The sequence below is a fragment of the Streptosporangium sp. NPDC050855 genome (assembly GCF_044456585.1).
Classification (GTDB): domain Bacteria; phylum Actinomycetota; class Actinomycetes; order Streptosporangiales; family Streptosporangiaceae; genus Streptosporangium; species Streptosporangium longisporum.
Genome location: NZ_JBITFY010000011.1, coordinates 151,169 through 167,057, shown reverse-complemented (window position 1 = coordinate 167,057; position 15,889 = coordinate 151,169). Strand labels below are relative to the sequence as shown.

15 protein-coding genes and 1 pseudogene are annotated in these 15,889 nt (G+C 72.8%); 11 read left to right on the top strand and 5 right to left on the bottom strand.

All coding sequences use genetic code 11. From position 1 onward, the window contains the following. Positions 1-19: 19 nt before the first annotated feature. Positions 20-667 (bottom strand): TetR/AcrR family transcriptional regulator, encoded by a 648-nt coding sequence (locus ACIBCT_RS22800; RefSeq protein WP_399191564.1) that lies wholly within the window; start codon positions 665-667, stop codon positions 20-22. A gap of 77 nt (positions 668-744) precedes the next feature. Here ACIBCT_RS22800 and ACIBCT_RS22795 point away from each other — a divergent pair, with 77 nt between their 5' ends. Both ACIBCT_RS22795 and ACIBCT_RS22790 read left to right on the top strand, forming a co-directional pair. Next, positions 745-2,181 carry a DHA2 family efflux MFS transporter permease subunit gene (locus ACIBCT_RS22795; RefSeq protein WP_399191562.1) on the top strand — a complete coding sequence of 479 codons (1,437 nt, stop codon included), beginning with the start codon at positions 745-747 and terminating at the stop codon, positions 2,179-2,181. Further along, complete coding sequence (locus ACIBCT_RS22790; protein WP_399191560.1) at positions 2,181-2,678, top strand: SDR family NAD(P)-dependent oxidoreductase; 498 nt, start codon at positions 2,181-2,183, stop codon at positions 2,676-2,678. Before ACIBCT_RS22795 ends, ACIBCT_RS22790 begins: the two co-directional genes overlap by 1 nt. Before the next feature lie 81 nt (positions 2,679-2,759). On the opposite strand, the pseudogene ACIBCT_RS22785 reads toward ACIBCT_RS22790, so the two are convergent. Both ACIBCT_RS22785 and ACIBCT_RS22780 read right to left on the bottom strand, forming a co-directional pair. After that, a pseudogene (locus ACIBCT_RS22785) lies at positions 2,760-2,960 on the bottom strand (permease); the annotation flags it as partial. Positions 2,961-3,006: 46 nt separating this feature from the next. Further along, positions 3,007-5,040: a heavy metal translocating P-type ATPase gene (locus ACIBCT_RS22780; protein ID WP_399191558.1), complete on the bottom strand. Its 2,034-nt coding sequence runs from the start codon at positions 5,038-5,040 to the stop codon at positions 3,007-3,009. Between the two features lie 66 nt (positions 5,041-5,106). Here ACIBCT_RS22780 and ACIBCT_RS22775 point away from each other — a divergent pair, with 66 nt between their 5' ends. The 6 genes from ACIBCT_RS22775 to ACIBCT_RS22750 all read left to right on the top strand — a co-directional run bounded on the left by ACIBCT_RS22775 (position 5,107) and on the right by ACIBCT_RS22750 (position 12,020). Next, positions 5,107-5,487, top strand: coding sequence for an ArsR/SmtB family transcription factor (locus ACIBCT_RS22775; RefSeq protein ID WP_399191556.1), 381 nt, complete (start codon positions 5,107-5,109; stop codon positions 5,485-5,487). A gap of 197 nt (positions 5,488-5,684) precedes the next feature. Then, the gene (locus tag ACIBCT_RS22770; protein ID WP_399191554.1) at positions 5,685-7,013 is read left to right on the top strand and encodes a YibE/F family protein; all 1,329 of its coding nucleotides are present in this window, start codon (positions 5,685-5,687) and stop codon (positions 7,011-7,013) included. Positions 7,014-7,284: 271 nt separating this feature from the next. After that, entirely contained in the window at positions 7,285-8,850 is a 1,566-nt protein-coding gene (locus ACIBCT_RS22765; RefSeq protein WP_399191552.1) for an ABC transporter substrate-binding protein, read from the top strand. Beyond that, the gene (locus ACIBCT_RS22760) at positions 8,840-9,802 is read left to right on the top strand and encodes an ABC transporter permease (RefSeq protein WP_399191550.1); all 963 of its coding nucleotides are present in this window, start codon (positions 8,840-8,842) and stop codon (positions 9,800-9,802) included. Before ACIBCT_RS22765 ends, ACIBCT_RS22760 begins: the two co-directional genes overlap by 11 nt. Continuing rightward, positions 9,799-10,587, top strand: a complete 789-nt coding sequence (locus tag ACIBCT_RS22755; RefSeq protein WP_399191548.1) for an ABC transporter permease subunit — start codon at positions 9,799-9,801, stop codon at positions 10,585-10,587. The genes ACIBCT_RS22760 and ACIBCT_RS22755 overlap by 4 nt, the downstream gene beginning before the upstream one ends. Further along, positions 10,584-12,020, top strand: coding sequence for an ABC transporter ATP-binding protein (locus ACIBCT_RS22750; RefSeq protein WP_399191546.1), 1,437 nt, complete (start codon positions 10,584-10,586; stop codon positions 12,018-12,020). The genes ACIBCT_RS22755 and ACIBCT_RS22750 overlap by 4 nt, the downstream gene beginning before the upstream one ends. A gap of 95 nt (positions 12,021-12,115) precedes the next feature. On the opposite strand, the gene ACIBCT_RS22745 is transcribed toward ACIBCT_RS22750, so the two are convergent. Next, complete coding sequence (locus ACIBCT_RS22745) at positions 12,116-12,835, bottom strand: class I SAM-dependent methyltransferase (protein ID WP_399191544.1); 720 nt, start codon at positions 12,833-12,835, stop codon at positions 12,116-12,118. A 521-nt stretch (positions 12,836-13,356) separates the two neighbouring features. Between ACIBCT_RS22745 and ACIBCT_RS22740 the strand changes: the two genes are divergently transcribed. After that, positions 13,357-13,959 carry a hypothetical protein gene (locus ACIBCT_RS22740; RefSeq protein ID WP_399191542.1) on the top strand — a complete coding sequence of 201 codons (603 nt, stop codon included), beginning with the start codon at positions 13,357-13,359 and terminating at the stop codon, positions 13,957-13,959. Between the two features lie 28 nt (positions 13,960-13,987). Further along, positions 13,988-14,212: a hypothetical protein gene (locus tag ACIBCT_RS22735; protein ID WP_399191540.1), complete on the top strand. Its 225-nt coding sequence runs from the start codon at positions 13,988-13,990 to the stop codon at positions 14,210-14,212. Between the two features lie 80 nt (positions 14,213-14,292). On the opposite strand, the gene ACIBCT_RS22730 is transcribed toward ACIBCT_RS22735, so the two are convergent. Continuing rightward, positions 14,293-14,652: an ArsR/SmtB family transcription factor gene (locus tag ACIBCT_RS22730; RefSeq protein ID WP_399191538.1), complete on the bottom strand. Its 360-nt coding sequence runs from the start codon at positions 14,650-14,652 to the stop codon at positions 14,293-14,295. A gap of 48 nt (positions 14,653-14,700) precedes the next feature. On the opposite strand from ACIBCT_RS22730, the gene ACIBCT_RS22725 reads away from it, so the two are divergent. After that, positions 14,701-15,849: a cation diffusion facilitator family transporter gene (locus ACIBCT_RS22725; protein WP_399191536.1), complete on the top strand. Its 1,149-nt coding sequence runs from the start codon at positions 14,701-14,703 to the stop codon at positions 15,847-15,849. Positions 15,850-15,889: the final 40 nt, after the last annotated feature.

The window sequence follows — 15,889 nt, the reverse complement described above, 5'->3', positions numbered from 1 at the left end:
GGACCGCGTCCGGCGGCGATCACGTCGCGGGCTGCCGCGCGTCCGCGTTCTCGGGGCCGAAGGCCTGGAGGAAGGTGTGGACGGCGGCGCGGGCGATCTCCTGCAGTTCGGTGTCGTCGAGCCGGCGGGTGCCCATCTGGGAGCGTGACTCCAGGGGGCCGACGAGCAGGGACAGGAGGTGTTCGGCGGCCTGGTCGGGGTCGGCGGCGCGGAGACGTCCGGTGAGGACGAGCCGCGCCAGCCGGTCGGCCAGCGCCTGGTTGAGACGGTGCGGACCGCTCTCGACGGCGATGTCGAGGATGTCGGGGAAGTGGGTGAGTTCCGCGTAGAGCAGGCGCCGCAGTGCGCAGGAGCGGTCGTCGGCGTGCAGCCGCACCAAGTGGTGGCCGACCTCCTCCAGGGTGGTCCGGAGGTCGGTGCCGGGCTCGGTGAGCGGTTGCAGCGCGGTGAGCCGCTGGTCCAGCACGCTCCGGGCCGCGGCCTGGATCGCGTGCCGGAAGAGGGTCGCCTTGTCGGTGAGGTGGTTGTAGACCGTCGGTTTGGCCACGCCGGCCTCGTCGGCGATCTCCTGCACGCAGGCCTGGGCGTAGCCCTGACGGGCGAACACGGCGAAGGCGCCGTCCAGGATCGCCTGCCGTTTGTCGATGCGTCCGCGTGCGGTGGCCATGGCTTCATTGTACTGGCTGGTTCAACCGAGTGAACGAATCGGTTGCATTGGATTACTCAGATAATTACTTTGAACCCATGAGTTCAATTCCTCCGGACGGCCGTCTCGACCGGCCACTGCTGACCTTGATCGGCGTCGTCCTGCTCGGCGGCCTGCTGGGCATCCTCAACAGCACGATGGCCGCGGTCGCCACCACGACACTGGTGGGCGCCCTGGACGCCTCGCTCAGCACGGTCGGCTGGGCCTCCACCGGCTTCCTGCTCGCCGTCACCACCACCATCCCCTTCACCACCTGGGCCGTCGACAGGTACGGTGGCCGACGGCTGTGGCTGGCCGGCCTGGCGGTGTTCGTCGCAGGATCGCTGGCCGCCGGGCTGGCCTGGAACGCCGGCAGCCTGATCGCCTTCCGTACCCTGCAGGGCTTCGGCGCCGGGGTACTCGACCCGCTCGTGCTGATCCTGCTGGCCCGCGCGGCCGGACCGGCGCGCGCGGGCCGCGTCATGGGCCTGATGGGCGTGGTGCTGTCCCTCGGCCCGGTCCTGGGCCCGATCGTGGGCGGCGCGGTGCTGGGCGGCCTGTCGTGGCGATGGATGTTCCTGCTCAGCGTGCCCGTCGGCCTGATCGCGTACCTGCTGGCCGTACGCGTGCTGCCCACGGACCCCCCGGCCGTACGACGGTCGGCGGTCCGGCTCGACGTCCTGGGACTGGCCCTGCTCGGGCCGGGGTTCTCCGCGATGGTCCTGGCCCTGTCGCAGACGGCCGAGCACGGAGCGTTCACCGTCTGGCAGGCGCTGCTGCCGCTGGCCGCGGGCATCGTGCTGATCACCGGCTACGTCCTGCGTGCGCTCGGCTCCCGCCGCACGCCACCGCTGATCGACGTGCGGCTGTTCGCCGACCGGGGGTTCGCCGCCGGCGTCACCATCATGGGCCTGGGCGGGCTGGCCACCTTCGCGACCCTGTTCACGCTTCCGCTGTACCACCAGCAGGCACACGGCCACGGAGTGCTCGCCGCCGGGCTGCTGATGGCTCCGGCGGGTCTGGGCAGCGCCGTCGCCATGCCGCTGGCCGGACGGCTGTCCGACAGGATCGGCACCCGCGGCCTGGCCGCCGGGGGCGCGCTCGTGGCCGGGCTCAGCGCCCTGGCCTTCACCCGGATCACCGCCGACACCGGCCAGGGGTGGCCGGTACTGGCGGCGCTGACCATCGGCTTGGGCATGGGCTGTTTCAGCGCGCCGACGATGGGCTCGCTCTACCGGAGCCTGCCCGGCCCGCTGGTCGCGCAGGGAAGTTCGGTCCTCTACATGCTCAACCAGCTCGGCGCCGCACTCGGCATCGCCCTGGTCACCCTCATCCTGCAGACCTCCGCAGACGTGATCACCGGCCTCCACGGTGTCTTCTGGCTCGTCACCGTGCTCATCGTGGCCGTGCTCGCCGCGATCCCGCTGCTGCCCGGCCGCACCCACGCGCCGTCCACCCACCCCGAACCCGCCACCACCGGAGCAAAGGAGTCCTGATGACCGGTACCGCGAAGACCATCGTGATCAGCGGCGGCACCGACGGCATGGGCCGGGCCCTGGCCTCGACCTACCTGGGCCGGGGTGACACCGTGGTGATCATCGGCCGTGATGCCGCCAAAGCGGCCACGCTGCCCGGGGCCCACTTCATCCCCGCGGACCTGAGCCTGGTCGGCGAGAACAGAAGAGTTCTCAGGGAGATCAACGCCCGCCACCCCGCCGTGGACGCGCTGGTGCTGTGCGCCCGCTACTTCCGGTCGAGCCGGTTCGTCACCACCGAGGGCGTCGAGGGCGTCTTCGCGCTGGAGTACCTGAGCCGGTTCGTCCTCAGCCACGGCCTGGACCGGCCACGCGTCATCGTCAACGTCTCCGGGCCCGCACCCGGCGTCCCCGTCGCGCCACCTACCACCCGTTCGCCCTGCGGACCGGCTACGAGCGGGAGCGGACGATCCCGGGGGAGGGGCCGTCGTCGATCTCGCGATGACGGTCGCCACTGACGACGAGAACGAGCCGGCGGGGCACCGGCACCACGCGCAGCGTCGATCCTCAACCCGCTCCCGGCAGGGACCGTAGGAACACAGGACGAAGGTGAGCGGGACGAACCTGAGCGCGAAGGCCCGGCCGAACGTGCCGGTCTGCAGCGCGATCAGTTTGAGGTCGACCATCGGGCCGACCACCAGGAAGGCCGGCTTCGCGGTCGGGGAGAACGCGGTCATCGAGGCCGCCACGAACGCGTCGGCCTCCGAGCAGATCGACAGCAGCACCGCCAGCAGCGCCATGGGCGGGCAGGTGACGGGAGACGGTACCCGACGGCTCCGGGGGCGTTCACTTCTGAACGCGGGTGGGGTCGGCGGCGCGGCGCCAGGCGGCATCGCGAAGCAGGCGCAGCCCGTTGAGGGCGACGATGACGGTGGAGCCTTCGTGACCGGCCACGCCGAGCGGCAGCGGCAGGTCGCCGAACAGGTCCCAGGCGACCAGGACGGCGATGAAGGTGGCGGCGATGACGAGATTGGCGATCATGATGCGGCGGGCGCGCCGGGCCAGCGCGATGACGGCGGGAACGGTGGCCAACTCGTCGCGGGTGATGACCGCGTCAGCGGTGTCCAGGGCGAGGTCGGACCCGGCGCGGCCCATCGCGATACCGACGTGGGCGGACGCCAGCGCGGGGGCGTCGTTGACGCCGTCGCCGACCAGCGCCACCCGGGCACCGCGGCGCTGCAGTTCGGCCACGGCGCTCACCTTGTCCTCGGGCAGCAGCCCGGCGCGCACGTCGGCGATACCGGCCTGGCCGGCCAGCCGGGTGGCGGCCGGTGCGTTGTCGCCGGTCAGCAGCACCGGCGCGGCACCGGTCAGGGTGGTCAGATGGGCGACGGCGTCGGCGGCGCCGGGGCGGATCCGGTCGGCCAGCGCCAGCACGCCGACCGCCGTGCCGTCGATGCGGACCACGACGGCGGTGTGGCCGCCGTCCTGCAGGTCGGCGACCGCCCGGCGGGCGGCCCGATCGCGGTCGCCGGGCAGCAGGCAGGCGGGACCTGCGACCTCGACGAGCATGCCCTCGACGCGGGCGCGCACGCCCCGGCCGGGCTCGGAGGCGAACTCGTCCGCCGGTGCGATCACCAGACCGGCCGTGCGGGCGGCCCGCACCACGGCGCGGCCCAGGGGATGCTCCGAGGACTGCTCGGCGGCGGCCGCCAGTGCCAGCAGCCGCTCCCTGCCCGGATCCCTGCCCGGATCCGCGGCCGGATCCCTGAGGCCGCCGGGCAGCAGGCGGACCTCGGCCAGGTAGGGACGGCCCTCGGTCAGCGTGCCGGTCTTGTCGAAGGCCACCCGGGTGGCGGTGCCGAGGCGCTCCATCACCACCGCGGACTTGACCAGCACCCCGTGACGGCCGGCGGTGGCGATCGCGGCCAGCAGCGGCGGCATGGTGGCCAGGACCACCGCGCACGGCGAAGCGACGATCATGAAGGTCATCGCGCGCAGCAGGCTGTCCTGCACGTCCGTGCCCCACAGCAGCGGCAGCGTGAACAGCGCCACCGTGGCGGCGACCATGACGACGGAGTAGCGCTGCTCGACCTTCTCGATGAACAGCTGGGTGCGCGCCTTGGTGGCGCTGGCCTGCTCCACCAGGGCCACGATCCGGGCGATCACGCTCTCGGCGGCCGGACGCGTCACCTGCACGCGCAGTACGCCGGTGCCGTTCAGGGTTCCGGCGAACACCTCGTCGCCGGCCTGCTTGTCGACCGGCAGGCCCTCGCCGGTGATGCTCGCCTGGTCGACGTCGCTGTGCCCGGCGACGACGCGGCCGTCGGCGCCGATCCGCTCACCCGGCCGTACCAGGATCACCTCGCCGGCCCGCAGGGCGGACGCCTCCACCACCTCCTCCCTGTTGCGGCCGCCATCGACGGTGAGCCGGGTGGCCCGCTCGGGGGCCAGGTGCAGCAGGCCGCGTACCGAGTCGGCGGTGCGTTTGGTGGCCACCGCCTCCAGCGCGCCGGAGGTGGCGAAGATGACGATCAGCAAGGCGCCGTCGAGGACCTGCCCGATCGCGGCGGCGCCGATCGCGGCGGCGACCATCAGCAGGTCCACGTCCAGCGTGCGCTCGCGCAGCGCCCGCACTCCGGCCAGGCCCGGTTCCCAGCCACCGGCGGCGTAGCAGGCCAGGTACAGGCCCCACCACAGCCACGGTGGAGTCCCGGCCAGCTGGCACAGGCCACCGGCGGCGAACAGCGCGGTGGCGGCCACCGCCCAGCGCACCTCGGGCAGCGACCAGATGTCCGATCGCCAGGAGGCCGCCCCCGGCGTCGTCGCGGTGGCGGTGGTCTCGGCGGCGGGAGAGGTGGAGGTTCTCAGCTCGGTCACCGAAGTATCGTATATGCGCATTCACGCAAGTAAGCAAGTAGGTGGGGTGAAGGTTATGCTGGCGCCATGCACAGCTCGCTGCCCGACTTCGAGATGCCCACCGAGGAGCAGGTGCACCTGGCCGCCGAGTCGTTTCGGCTGCTGTGCGACCCCACCCGCATCAAGATCCTCTGGGCGTTGCTGCAGGGAGAGTCGTCCGTGGCCTGCCTGGCCGAGCTCGCCGACGCCGCCCCCGCCGCGGTCAGCCAGCACCTGGCCAAGCTCCGCCTCGCGGGGCTGGTCAAGGGCCGCCGCGAGGGCACCTTCGTCTACTACAGCGCCGCCGACGAGCACGTGCGCCGACTGCTCACCCAGGGCCTCTACCACGCCGACCACCTCGACCGGGAGGACGCGCCCGCCGCCCCCGGCCACGCGAACGGCACCCGGCCGGTCCACCGCACCTCCTGAACCTCCGCCCCCGCAAGGATCGCCTCCTGATGCCCGGCTCCTCGTGCGGCCCGCGGAAGGAGGCCGGGTGAGGGTTCGACCGGCTCGGCGCCGCCGGGCCCTCGCCTCCGGCGGCCGGTGGCCACGACCGCCTGCCCGGCCCGCGTCACCGCGTGGCACCTCGTCCCGTCCGCACGTGCCTCAGGAGAGTCCCGCCCATGGGCGCCAACCATTCCCACGGCCCGCACGCTCCCGCCCCGGCCGGCTCGCGAGCGGCGCTGTGGGCCATCCTGGCCGTGATCGTCCCGCTGGCGGTCGTCACCGTGGCGGCACTGGTCCATCTGTGGCCGGGAGAACCGGTCTCCACCGCCCAGCAGGGGGCACTGCAGCGGGTGAACGGGACCATCACCGCCATCACCCTCACCCCCTGCCCGAAGGAACCCCCGCTCGAAGGGGAGGCGCAGGCGGCCCCGCCGCCACCGGACCCGGCCACCTGCGGTGACGCCCGCATCCAGCTGACCGGCGGCCCGCAGGCCGGCCGGCACGTCACCTCCGCGCTGCCCAGCGGCCCGGGTGCGCAGCGCTTCACCACGGGCGACGACGTGGTGCTCATCCATTCCCCCGGCGGTGAGCCGGAGGTGGCGCCGTACCAGATCTCCGATCACGACCGGTCCTCACCGTTGTCGCTGGCCGGTGCCGCCTTCGCGCTGGCGGTGATCGCCTTCGGCCGCTGGCGCGGGCTGATGGCCTTGATCGGCCTGGGCATCACCTTCGTGCTGCTGCTGACCTTCGTCATCCCGGCGATCCTGGCCGGGAGCCCGCCGCTGCCGGTGGCCGTCGTCGGCGCCGCGGCGATCATGCTGACCGTGCTGTATCTCACCCACGGATTCACCCTCACCACCTCGGTGGCGATCGTGGGCACCGTGGCCAGCCTGAGCCTGACCGGCGCGCTGGCCTACGCCGCGATCGACCTGGTGCGGCTGAACGGCATCACCGACGAGAGCTCCTTCTACCTCGACACCAGCCATCGCATCAACACCCAGGGGCTGCTGCTGGCCAGCATCATCATCGGGTCCCTGGGTGTGCTGGACGACGTCACCGTCACCCAGGCCGCCACCGTCGGCGAGCTGGCCCGCGCCAATCCCGGCTACGGGTTCGGCCGGCTGTACCGGGCCGCGGCCCGGGTCGGGCGCTCCCACATCGCCTCGGTGATCAACACGATCGTGCTGGCCTATGCCGGCGCGTCGCTGCCGCTGCTGTTGCTGATCAGTGTGGGGGAGCAGCCCCTGGGGGACACGGTGACCAACCCGGTGCTCGCCCAGGAGATCGTCCGAAGCGTGGTGGGCACCCTGGGACTGATCGCGGCCGTGCCGATCACGACCGCGCTGGCCGCACTGGCCGTCACCCGCCGTACCGGGCCCGACCACGACCGCGACCACGACCGCGGCAGTGATCACGGCGGTGGTTCCGGCGATGGCCGCGGGATCCCGCGGCGCCGGGCCCGCCACCGGCGTCCGTCGCAGGCGCTGCCCGACCCGGCCGTCTGAAACGCCGTCGTCGCCGCCCCCGGCGCCGGCGCCGGCGCGCGTTCCGGCGCCCGGCACCCGCTACCGAGGGCGGCGGCCGTCGTCGGGCCGGACGGGAACAACGTGATCATTTTCAGCGATTGGACATGTCCGAAACTTACTGCAAAAATGAAAACCGTTTTCTCGGTTGGAGGGACTCGGCGCCGGGCGACGGCCGGTCTCCACCCATCGATCATCGGCCCGCCCGACCGGCCCACGACGAGCTCGACCGAGTGCTCCCCTGAGAAAGGTCATGATGTTCCCCCGACTCTCCCGCCGGATCACCGTGGCGGCCGCGGCCGCGACGCTGCTGACCGGTTGTTCTTCCGGCGGTACGGGCACGGCCGCATCACCGGCCGCATCCTCGCCCGCCGGGTCCGGCACCGCGTCCGGCGCGGCATCGGACACGGTCCGCTACGCCGCCCCCGGTTCCCCGTCCAACGCCACAGGCGACCCGCACGGCCTGCTGCCGGGGGAGAGCGATCTGGTGCGGATGGCCTTGACCTACGACGTGCTGACCCTGCCCGGGCCCGACGGGCGCACGCTGCCCAGGCTCGCGACCGCCTGGAAGCCCGACACGTCCCTCACCCGCTGGAAGATCACGATCCGCGGTGATGCGGCGTTCCCCGACGGACGGGCCGTCACGGCGGCGGACGCGCTGTTCTCCCTGCGGCGGATGGGGGAGAAGACGGCCGAGAACTTCGGCCGGATGGAGATGTTCGACCTGGGCGCCTCCAAGGTGCTCGATGACACCACCTTCGAACTGGTCACCAAGAAGCCCTACGCCGAGGTCGGCAAGGCCCTGGAGGGCGCGACGTTCGTCGTTCCCGCCGGCAGCACCGACTTCACCAGGCCCGTCCCCGGTTCCGGGCCGTTCCGCCCCGCCGGTGGTGACGCGCAGGCCACGACGTTCGAGCGCAACGACGACTGGTGGGGGCCGAAGCCGCCGAGCCGCCGCATCGAGGTCCGCGCGGTTCCCGACCCCCAGGCGCGCGGTGAGGCGCTGCTGTCGGGCCAGGTGGACCTGGCCGCGGCGGTACCGGCCGCGCTGGTGAAGCAGCACGCCGGCAACCCCGCGGTGAAGCTGGTCCGCAGGCCCGGGGCGACCCTCTACCCGCTGGTCATGCGCACCGACACCAAGCCCTTCGACGACCGGCGCGTGCGCGAGGCCGTACGGCTGACGCTCGACCGCGAGCAGCTGCTGCAGGTCGCCTTCCTCGGGTTCGGCGAGGTGGGCAACGACCTGCTCACCCCCAAGGACCCCACCAGCCCCGGCGGGCTGGCGCAGCGCACCCGCGACGTCGAACGCGCCAGGAGGCTGATGACCGAGGCCGGATACGCCGACGGCGTCGACCTCACCCTTCACAGCACCACCGCCTACCCGGGAATGGACTCCGCCGCGACGCTGATCGCCCAGCAGCTGGCGGAGGTCGGAATCCGGGCGAAGGTCAAACTCGCCCCCGCCGACACCTACTTCTCGACGGTATGGGGCAAGGAGCCCTTCTACGTCGGCTACCTGGGAGGCATCCCCTTCCTCGACGTGGTCCGGGTCGCGCTGAAGCCGGGCTCTCCCACCAACGAGACGGCCTGGGAGGATGAGACCTGGCACGCCGGCCTGGAAGCGGCCCTGGCCGAGGCGGACGAACCTGAGCGCCGTACCCGCCTGGGCGAGCTGCAGTCCCGGCTGCGCGACGAGGGCGGGTACGCCGTGTGGGCGCTCAGCGACAGGCTCGACCTGGCCAGGCCCGGCCTGACGGGAGTCCCCGAGGGGATCGGTTTCTCGGCGGGCTTCATCGACCAGGTGGCTCTTGGCGGCTGACCGGGCGCGGCTCGGCGGCGTCCTGCGGCTGATCGTCCGAGCCGGGGCACTGCTGACCTGCGCCTCCATGGCGATCTTCCTGCTCACCGAGGCGCTTCCGGGAGACGCCGCCGTCGTGCTGGGCGGCGGACGGGCCGACGCCGAGCAGCTGGCGCGGTTGCGCGCCGCCGCCGGGCTGGACCGGCCCCTCGCCGAACGCTACGTGAGCTGGCTCGCCGGGATGCTGTCCGGCGAGCCGGGACACTCCCTTCTCACCGGCCGGCCGGTCGCCGAGCTGATCGGCCCGCGCATCCCGGTGACCCTCACCCTGGCCGTGGCAGCGCTGGCGCTCACCGTACCGCTCATGGCGGCCCTGGCCTGGTCGGCCGTACGGGGGCCGAAGCCGTTGCGGCCGGTGATCACGGGGCTCGTCGTGGGCGGAGCGGCGCTGCCCCAGGTCGCCGTGGCGGCGTTGCTGGTGGCGGCACTGTCGGCGGGCTGGAGGCTCGTGCCGCCCGTCTCGTTGCTTCCCGTCGGCGAGCCCGCGTGGAGCCGTCCCGAGCTGCTGGTGCTGCCGGTGCTGACCCTCGCCCTGCCGGCCGCCGCCTACGGTGCCGCCCTGCTGCGCGGTGCGATCGCCGACGCCGTCGCCCGGCCCTTCGTGCGCGACGCCGAGCTGCGGGGGATGTCCACGGCGGCCGTCGCGCTCCGGTACGTGCTCCCCGTCGTCGCGCCCGCCGTCGCCCGGCTGCTCGCCGTGGTCGGGGGCGGGCTGGTCGCCGGGACGGCCGTGGTGGAGACGCTGTTCGGCCTGGCGGGGCTGGGGGAGCTGCTGGTCTCGGCGATCGGCGGCCGGGACCTGCCCGTGGTACAGGCCACGGCCATGCTCGCCGGCGTGGTGGTCGGGGCCGGCCTGACGGCCGCCGACACCGTCGCGTGGGCCGTGGACCCCCGGGGCGGAGCGGTCCGGTGAGAGCCGTCCGCGCACGTACGGCCGTGGCCGCGGTCGCCGCCGGCTGCGTGCTGGTGGTCGCCCTGGGGGGAGAGGCGCTGGCCGGCCAGGACCCGATCCGCACCGTGGCCGTGCCGTGGGCGGCCCCGGGGCCGGGCCTGCCACTGGGCGCCGACACCCTGGGCCGTGACGTCCTCTCCCGGGTGCTGGCCGGTGGCCGCGAACTGACCCTGGTCGCGCTGGCCGCGGCCGCCGCCGCCTGCGCCCTGGGAGTGGCGGGCGGGCTGTGGGCGGGGTGGAGCCGAAGCCGTGCCACCCGCGTGGTCGCGGCCCTGTCGGATCTGCTGCTGGTGCTTCCCCTGCTCCTGGTGGCGATGCTGGCGGTGGTGGTGCTGCCCGGCCCGGCGGCGGTCGTCGCCGGGACGGTGCTCGGCGGAGCCCCGCTCACCGTGCGGGTGGTGGCCGACGCCACCGCGCAGGCCCGGCACGCCGGGTATGTCGAAGCCGCGTTGTCCAGGGGGGAGCGCGGCCTGTCGGTCCTGTGCAGGGAGGTGCTGCCCGCGCACGCCGGGCTGATCGGCGCCGATCTCGGCCAGCGGACGGTGCTCGCGGTGCAGCTGGCCGCCGCGCTGAACGTCCTCGGTTTCGGGCCGGCTCCACCGGCTCCCGACTGGGCGGCGATGCTCCGGGAGAACCTGCCGGGAATCGGTCTCAACCCGGCCGCGCTGCTCGCTCCCGCCGTGGCGCTGGCCCTGCTGGCCGCCACCGTGGCAGGGCTCTCGCACGTCCTGGCGGGACGCTCGTGAGCGGGCTGGTCGTGAGCGGGCTGACCGTCGTCGGTCCCGCCGGGGTCCTCGTCGCCGACGATGTCGCCCTAAGCGCCGCGCGTGGCGAGGTGCTCGCCCTGACGGGCCCTTCCGGCGCGGGCAAGACTACGGTCCTGCGTGCCGTCCTGGGAGAGCTGCCGCCCGGCCTGACCCGGGTCGCGGGTCGCGTCGAATGGGATCGCGCGCCCCTGCACGCCACCCGGCGCTGGCGTCGCCGGCACGTCGGCTACCTCGGACAGGACCCCGCCTCCGCCCTGCATCCGCTGCTGAGCGCGCGGGCCGCGGTGCTCGAACCCCTGCGGGCGATCGGGTGGCCCCGCGCCGGACGGCAGGCGCGTGCCGAGCGGATGCTCGCCGAGGTCGGGCTGGATCCGGCGGAGTTCGCCGAGCGTCTGCCGCACCAGCTCTCCGGCGGGCAGGCGCAACGGGTCGCCCTGGCCAGGGCGCTCGTCACCGATCCCGACCTGCTCGTCCTCGACGAACCCACCAGCGCGCTCGACCCGCAGGCACTGGAGACCGCCGTCGCCCTGATACGCCGCCGCCGGGCCGAAGGCCGTTCGGTGACGCTGATCGTCTCGCACGACGACGCCGTGGTGACCGGGCTGGCCGACCGGGTCGTACGGCTGGGCGCGCTCCCCGCGCCGAGGTCCCCCGGGAGCGCCGGTGGCAGGGCCGGGACGCGGGCGGCCGGCGCGGTGCTCGCGGTGGACGGCCTGAGCCTCGACCGGCCGGACGGCACCCCCCTGCTCGGCGGGGTCGAGGTGACGATCGCACCGGGGGAGTTCGTCGCCGTGCTCGGCCCCTCCGGGTGCGGCAAGAGCACGCTTCTGCGGGCCCTGGCCGGGCTCCATCCGGTCCGGGCGGGCAGCGCCACGCTGCTGGGTGAACCACTGCCCTGGCCGGTACGCGACAGGAACGTCCGCGCCCTGCGCGCCCTGGCCCTGGTCGGGCAGGACCCGCTGGCCGCGCTCAACCCGGCGCGGCCGGTCGCGGCCGCGCTGCGGCGTCCCCTGCGCCTGCTCGGAGGGCTCGGCCGCGCGGCGGCCACCATCGAGGCGGAGCGCCTGCTCGCCGCAGTGGGACTGCCCGCCGGCACGGCGCACCGCTACCCCGCGGCCCTGTCCGGCGGACAGCGGCAGCGGGTCGCCCTGGCCAGAGCGCTGGCGGCCGGCCCGGCACTGCTGCTGGCCGACGAGATCACCGCCGCCCTCGACACCGAGACCGCCGAGCGGGTGCTCGACCTGCTCGACAGGCTGCGCCAGGACGGCCGGGGCGGCCAGGGCGGCCAGGACACGGCCCTGGCCGTCCTGGCGGTCACCCATGACGCGACGGTGGCGGCCCGGGCCGACCGCGTCCTGCGGATCGACCACTCCATGATCGATGATCGGAGGAAGGTCACCGATGTCCGGTGAACGGGTCGGGCAACGCTGCTCGCTCACGTGACCTGCCCGACATCGGTGATCCGCTCCCTTCCGGGCCGCCTCGGCCCGGAAGGGAGCGGATCACCTCACACGTGCGTGCCCTCCTCGATGACGTACATCCCGAGGTCGCTCGGCCCGGCGGCGGTCAGGCCCAGTCCGTGCCCGGCGAGTTCCTCGCGCAGCGTCCGCTCCTGCAGCACCCGCCAGGGGTAGCCGGTCTCGACCTCACGGACGAGCCGCTCTCCCTCGTAGACCCGGTAGGACATGTGCCAGGTGACGCTGTCGGGTCCCGCGGGTTCGGCCCTGCCCCACCCTTCGTAGCGGAGGCGTCCCAGCCGCAGGTCGGTGAAGCGGGTCAGCGGCATCGCGACCGGTTCGGCGGGGGGTTGCAGGTTCAGCACCGCCCTGCCGCCGGGCACCAGCAGATCCCACAGCCCGTGCCGTTCGGCGGGGGTGAGGTGGCCGATGACGTTCATCGCGACCACCGTACCCAGGTCGGAGGGGAGCGTGGCCTGCAGCAGCCCGTCGGGCAGCACGGTCACCCGGTCACGCAGGCCGGGGCGTTCGAACACGCGGGCCGTCAGCACCGACCGCAGCGCGAGGGAGGGTTCGATGGCGATGATCTCGGCGTCCGGCAGCGCCTCGGCGATCACCAGGGTGCCCAGCCCGCCGCCCGCGCCCAGGTCGACGACAGGGCCCGGGCGGCCCTGCTGCAGCGCCTTCGTGAGCACGGGGCCCAAGACGTCCCAGTGGGGGGCCATCATGGCGTCGACGAACTCGGCCGACCACTCGTACGGATCAGTCACGCGCACACGTCCTCACTGAGTTTGATAATGGTTCCTATTTCCATTCGGTGTCGAGCGTAGCGTCAAGTGAAGCCATGAGGAAAATGAGGGCCGGTCCGACGAGGGTCACGTCGAGCCCGTCAGCGGGTGAGTGGGTGGCGTGGCTCGCCGCGGTGGCCGTTACTCAGGATCGTGGCCCGGCGCTCAGGTCCGGCGCGAAAGGACCGGCGGGCATGCGACAGCGGACCCCGGCTCGTCGCAGGAGACCGGTAGGAATTTCATGAATCGACATTTTCGAGGTGATCAATGATTGAAAATCGACCAAGGCGAGAAACGACTAAAGGCAACGCAGGAGAACGAAAGGATGAGCCGAGCCGAAACGGAGCGCGTGGACGTAGATCGTTGAAAGCGGTAACGTCGGTCACACGACCGCACTCGGGGTTGTAAGGGTGAACGGGAGCCGCTGGATGTCCTCGAAAACGGCCAGGCCATCCCCCCTGGCTCGGCCGAGCACTCGTTCGTCCGGCAGGGTGCGCCACATCGTGACCATCCTCGTCGCCGTCGCGATAGCCGGATCACTGGGTTACCTTTTCGCTCTCCCCGATGCCGGCCAGGCCGCCATCGCCGACATGCGGGAGGCGGAGGCGAAACGGGATGTCCGGCAAATCAGCGAGTTGACCACCACGGCGCGTGTGACCGCCGTTGATCTGAACGGGGTGCTGTCCGGCCTCACCAAGGCGCTTCCTCAGGACAGAACCCTCACCGCGCAACCGGCGCAGCCGGCGGAGATCGATGGGTGGCAGCGTGTTCTGCGGCAGGCTGTCGACAGGCATGCGGAGACTCCCTCCGGGACGACCGCGACCAACGTGGCTCGCATGGGGTTTCGTAACGCGGTGAACGCCGTGGCGATCGCGGTCGATGCGTACGCGGCCGGACAGCGGCTTCCCGTAGATCTTCGCCGGGACTTCCTCGATCTGGCGGCCCGCCAACGGTCCGCCGCTGTCGCGACGTGGTCTGTCGCGGCGACACAACTCGACCAGATCAATGTCAGCGCCGGCAACGGCCACCAACATGTCTACCTGACGAGTGCTCCAGGAGAAGGGGCGATGTCCGCGGACACCGTTCCGGAAGGTGCGCCCGGTTAATTCCGCCGGGGGTTCTTCTGGGTGAGCGGTGTGGGTCGTTCACGAGGCCGGGGCCGACGAACTGAGGCTCGGGAGTGGCGTGGGTGCCGGCTGGATGGAATGGCCTTCCCGTTCTGAGGCCACCGTTCGCATCTCCAAAACCGACAAGGACGGCCGCGGTGAGAGCATTGCGGTCGTGCCCGCTCTGCTGGCCGAACAGGGGGTCGACTCGGTCGACGTCACGTCGCTGGTCGGGATCGGCACGGTGACCTGACCCGGCGCGGACCGGCACCGGAGTCACCGCCACCCGCGGCCCTGGACCGGGGTGGCCGCAGCGAGATCTACGCGCTGTGGTCAGTCGGGGTGGCGAGGGATGCCGGAGACCTCGTGATCGGCGTGGAAGAGAGCCTCGCCGATGAGGGTGCGGACATGGACGTCGCGGGCCCGATACAGCACGCGGCGGCCGTCCCGGCGAGTGCTGACCAGACCGGCCAGGCGCAGTTTGGCCAGATGCTGGGAGACCGAGGGGCGCGCGACCGCGACGGCCTCGGCCAGGGAGCCGACGTCGTACTCCCCGGAGGCCAGCAGCCACATCAGGCGCAGCCGGGTGGCGTCGCTGAGCATCCGGAAGGCCCCGACGGCGGCCTCCACCTGGGCGCCGGTGGGTTGCTCCTGCGAAGGGTTGGTATCTGAGACGTTGTCGCGTGCGCACATGGATACATATGCTGTGTGACATGGCCGTCGTTCGCAAGTGAGGTAGCGATGTCTGAACAGCCCAAGGACGGTTCTTTGTCCTCCCAGGAGCCTGACGACCACGACCACCAGCACGACCACGACCACGGACGCGACCACGGGCACGGCCACGGACGCGACCACGGGCACGGCCACGGGCATGGGCACGGGCGCCAAGGAAAATCCGCGCGCGGCCGACTCGGGCGCCTGATCGGGCGCGTCGGCCACGCTTTCACCCCGCACAGCCATGACAGCGCCGACAAGAGCGACGCGGCGCTGGAGTCCAGCGACCAGGGGATGCGGGTGGTGGCGATCTCTTTCGCCGCCCTCATGGTGACCGCCGTCGTCCAGATGGTCGTCGTGGCCTTCTCCGGGTCGGTCGCCCTGCTGGGCGACACCCTGCACAACGTCGCCGACGCGCTGACCGCGATCCCGCTGGCGATCGCGTTCTCCCTCGGGCGCCGGGCGGCCACCCGCCGTTTCACCTACGGGTACGGCAGGGCCGAGGACCTGGCGGGCATCGCCATCGTGATGATCATCGCCGCCTCCGCCGCGTTCGCCGGGTATGAGGCCTTGCAGCGCTTGATCGCTCCCCAGCAGGTGCAGGCACTGGGCTGGGTGGCCGGTGCCGGGCTGATCGGGTTCCTCGGCAACGAGTGGGTGGCCCGTTACCGGATCAGAGTCGGCAGGGAGATCGGCTCGGCCGCTCTGGTCGCCGACGGGCTGCACGCCCGCACCGACGGCTTCACCTCACTGGCCGTGCTGCTGAGCGCGGGCGGCGCGGCGCTGGGGTACCCGATCGCCGACCCGATCGTCGGCCTGGCCATCACGGTGGCCATCTGCTTCGTGCTGCGCCAGGCGGCCCGGGAGATCTACCACCGGCTGATGGACGCGGTCGACCCGGCCCTTCTGGCCCGGGGCGAGCAGATCCTCACCGCCACTCCGGGCGTACGGCGGGTCGGGTCGATGCGACTGCGCTGGGTCGGTCACACACTGCGCGCCGAGGTCGACATCGTCGTCGACCCCGCCCTGTCGCTGCTGCAGGCGCACGCCGTGGCGGTGCAGGCCGAGCACCGGCTGATCCACCATCTGCCCCGCCTGGGCGCCGCCACCGTCCACGCCGACCCCGATCATCTCGACGGCGCCGACCATCACGCCCTGCTGGCCACCCACCGCTGACCGGACGGAGTCGCCGGCACGATCCGGCCGGCACCACCGG

Bases quoted from the DNA above. Each gene is read 5' to 3' on its own strand.
- ACIBCT_RS22800 (WP_399191564.1), bottom strand. From the start codon at position 667: ATGGCCACCGCACGCGGACGCATCGACAAACGGCAGGCGATCCTGGAC.
- ACIBCT_RS22795 (WP_399191562.1), top strand. From the start codon at position 745: ATGAGTTCAATTCCTCCGGACGGCCGTCTCGACCGGCCACTGCTGACC.
- ACIBCT_RS22790 (WP_399191560.1), top strand. From the start codon at position 2,181: ATGACCGGTACCGCGAAGACCATCGTGATCAGCGGCGGCACCGACGGC.
- ACIBCT_RS22775 (WP_399191556.1), top strand. From the start codon at position 5,107: ATGCACAGCTCGCTGCCCGACTTCGAGATGCCCACCGAGGAGCAGGTG.
- ACIBCT_RS22770 (WP_399191554.1), top strand. From the start codon at position 5,685: ATGGGCGCCAACCATTCCCACGGCCCGCACGCTCCCGCCCCGGCCGGC.
- ACIBCT_RS22765 (WP_399191552.1), top strand. From the start codon at position 7,285: ATGATGTTCCCCCGACTCTCCCGCCGGATCACCGTGGCGGCCGCGGCC.
- ACIBCT_RS22730 (WP_399191538.1), bottom strand. From the start codon at position 14,652: ATGTGCGCACGCGACAACGTCTCAGATACCAACCCTTCGCAGGAGCAA.
- ACIBCT_RS22725 (WP_399191536.1), top strand. From the start codon at position 14,701: ATGTCTGAACAGCCCAAGGACGGTTCTTTGTCCTCCCAGGAGCCTGAC.